This is a genomic window from Streptomyces sp. NH27, assembly GCF_056859195.1.
Window position 1 is genome coordinate 1 of sequence record NZ_JACEGK010000746.1, and the last position, 2,701, is coordinate 2,701.

Consider the following 2,701-nt stretch of genomic DNA (forward strand, 5'->3'; position numbering starts at 1 on the left):
GTGCCGGTGGTGCCGAGGCTGAGCACCGGCCGCCCCGGGGCGAGCCCGAGGCCGAGGGCGGCGGCGGCGTTGTCGCCGGTGCCGGCGCCGACCAGCGCGCCGGGTCGTACCCCGGCGCCGTCCCGTGCGGCGCCGGCCGCCTCGCCGGGCCCGAGCACCGTGGGCAGCAGCTTCGGGTCGAGCCCGACCTCGGCGAGCAGCGCGTCGTCGTACGCCCCGGTGCTCGACGCCCACCAGCCGGTGCCGGAGGCGTCGCCGCGGTCGGTGACCGCGGCACCGCTCAGCCGCTCGGTGAGGACGTCGTGCGGCAGCCGGATCGCCCGCGCGGCCGCGGCCGCCTCGGGCTCGTGGGCGCGCAGCCACTCCCACTTGGCGACGGTGAAGCTCGCCCCGGGCACCGAGCCGACCCGCTCGGCCCACCACGCGGCGCCGTGCCGCTCCACCAGCGCCTCGGCCTGCGGGGCGGACCGTACGTCGTTCCACAGCAGCGCGTCCCGCACCGGGCGGCCGCGGTCGTCGAGCACGACCAGGCCGTGCTGCTGGCCGCCGACCGAGATCGCGTCGGCCCGCGTCGCGTACGGTCCGAGCTCGCCCAGCGCGTCCTGGAGGGCGTGCCACCACACCTCGGGGTCGGTCTCGCGCCCGGCGCCGGTACTGACGGTGTGCGCCGCCTGGCCGCGGGCGAGCACCTCACCGCTGTCCACGTCGACCGCCAGCACCTTCGTGGACTGCGTGGAGCTGTCCACGCCGAGCACGATCTGCCCTTGTCGCGCCATGTGATCCCGGTCCTTTCGCGCTGTTCCCACTTCCCATCACTGGGCTCGCATACTAATTTGTTCAACAGTCTGACGAATAGGAGCCGACCGCAATGACTTCCGAGACGAACCTCACCCCCACACCGGCCGACAAGTTCACCTTCGGACTGTGGACGGTCGGCTGGCAAGGCCGCGACCCGTTCGGCGACGCCACCCGCGCGCCGCTCGACCCGGTCGAGTCGGTGCACCGGCTCGCCGAACTCGGCGCGTACGGCGTGACGTTCCACGACGACGACCTGATCCCCTTCGGCTCTTCCGACGCCGACCGCGACGGCCACATCAAGCGCTTCCGGCAGGCGCTGGACGCCACCGGCATGAAGGTGCCGATGGCCACCACCAACCTGTTCACCCATCCGGTCTTCAAGGACGGCGGCTTCACCTCCAACCTCCGCGAGGTGCGCCGCTTCGCGCTGCGCAAGGTGATCCGCAACATCGACCTCGCCGTGGAACTGGGCGCCGAGACCTACGTCGCGTGGGGCGGGCGCGAGGGCGCGGAGTCCGGCGGCGCCAAGGACGTACGGGTCGCCCTGGACCGGATGAAGGAAGCCTTCGACATCCTCGGCCAGTACGTCACCGAGCAGGGCTACAACCTGCGCTTCGCGGTGGAGCCGAAGCCGAACGAGCCGCGCGGCGACATCCTGCTGCCGACCGTCGGCCACGCGCTGGCGTTCATCAACTCCCTGGAGCGCCCCGACATCGTCGGCGTCAACCCCGAGGTCGGCCACGAGCAGATGGCCGGGCTCAACTTCCCGCACGGCATCGCCCAGGCGCTGTGGCACGGCAAGCTCTTCCACCTCGACCTCAACGGCCAGACCGGCATCAAGTACGACCAGGACCTGCGGTTCGGCGCCGGCGACCTGCGCTCGGCCTTCTGGCTGGTCGACCTGCTGGAGCGCGGCGGCTACCAGGGCCCGCGGCACTTCGACTTCAAGCCGCCGCGGACCGAGGACATGAGCGGCGTGTGGGCGTCCGCGGCCGGCGGCATGCGCAACTACCTCATCCTCAAGGAGCGGGCCGCCGCCTTCCGCGCCGACCCGGTCGTCCAGGAGGCGCTGCGCGTGTCCGGCCTGGACGAGCTGGCACAGACCACGCTGGGCGCCGACGAGTCGCTGGCCGACCTGCTCGCCGACCGCAGCGCGTACGAGGACTTCGACGCGGACGCGGTGGCCGAGCGCGGGATGGCCTTCGAGGCGCTCGACCAGCTCGCGATGGACCACCTGCTCGGCGTTCGCTGAACCGCATCCAAGGCCCCACCGGCGGCGGCAAGGCCACCCGGGGCCGCGCCGCCGCCCCGCTCGTGCCCCGGGCGCCTTGCGTACGGGGTGTCAGCTCGCCGCTTGTCCGGCGGCGCGTTCCTGGGCTTCGAGCAGTTCCTCGCCGTGCTCCCGGGTCCAGCGGCCCATCGCACGCAGCGGGCCGTCCACCAGGCTGGTGCCGAGCGGCGTGAGGCCGTAGTCGACCCGGGGTGGCGCGGCGCGGAAGGCGCGGCGCTCGATCAGGCCGTTGCCGAGCAGGCGGCGCAGCGCCTCGGTGAGCACCTTGTCGCTGATGCCGCCGGCCAGCGACCGCAACCCGGCGCGGCGCAGCGGGCCTTCGCTCAGCCCGGCGAGGATCACCGGGTCCCAGGTGTGGGCGAACAGTTCGGTGGCCGCGCGCAGCCGGCAGTCCACGAGCAGCCGCTCGCAGGAGGCGTCCCGGGCACTTCGGATGTCCCGGGCGGCGCGCGGGGCCGGGGTGCCGGTCGTCGGTGCGGTGGTCGTCGGGGTGGCGCGGTCGTCGTCCATCGTGCCGCCATGGTCCCGCATCCGTTTCCTACCGTCCGGTGCGCGTCGGCTTTCCTACGGTGGCGGTCCCGCGGCGGCCGCGATCCGTTGGCCGCCGCACAC

Annotated in this window: 3 protein-coding genes; 1 reads left to right on the forward strand and 2 read right to left on the reverse strand. The window is 73.6% G+C overall.

Going from position 1 to position 2,701, the window contains the following annotated elements; all coding sequences use genetic code 11:
* The coding region (locus tag AC13HU_RS35285; protein ID WP_483046081.1) for an FGGY family carbohydrate kinase at positions 1-776 on the reverse strand (776 nt) is incomplete at its 3' end.
* Positions 777-868: 92 nt separating this feature from the next.
* Between AC13HU_RS35285 and xylA the strand changes: the two genes are divergently transcribed.
* Positions 869-2,050, forward strand: a complete 1,182-nt coding sequence (xylA, locus tag AC13HU_RS35290) for a xylose isomerase (RefSeq protein WP_483046082.1) — start codon at positions 869-871, stop codon at positions 2,048-2,050.
* A 90-nt stretch (positions 2,051-2,140) separates the two neighbouring features.
* Here xylA and AC13HU_RS35295 read toward each other — a convergent pair whose 3' ends face one another.
* The gene (locus tag AC13HU_RS35295) at positions 2,141-2,524 is read right to left on the reverse strand and encodes a winged helix-turn-helix transcriptional regulator (protein WP_483046083.1); all 384 of its coding nucleotides are present in this window, start codon (positions 2,522-2,524) and stop codon (positions 2,141-2,143) included.
* Positions 2,525-2,701 lie beyond the last annotated feature (177 nt).

Excerpts from the sequence above, each read along its gene's own strand:
- xylA (WP_483046082.1), top strand. The coding sequence starts at position 869 with ATGACTTCCGAGACGAACCTCACCCCCACACCGGCCGACAAGTTCACC.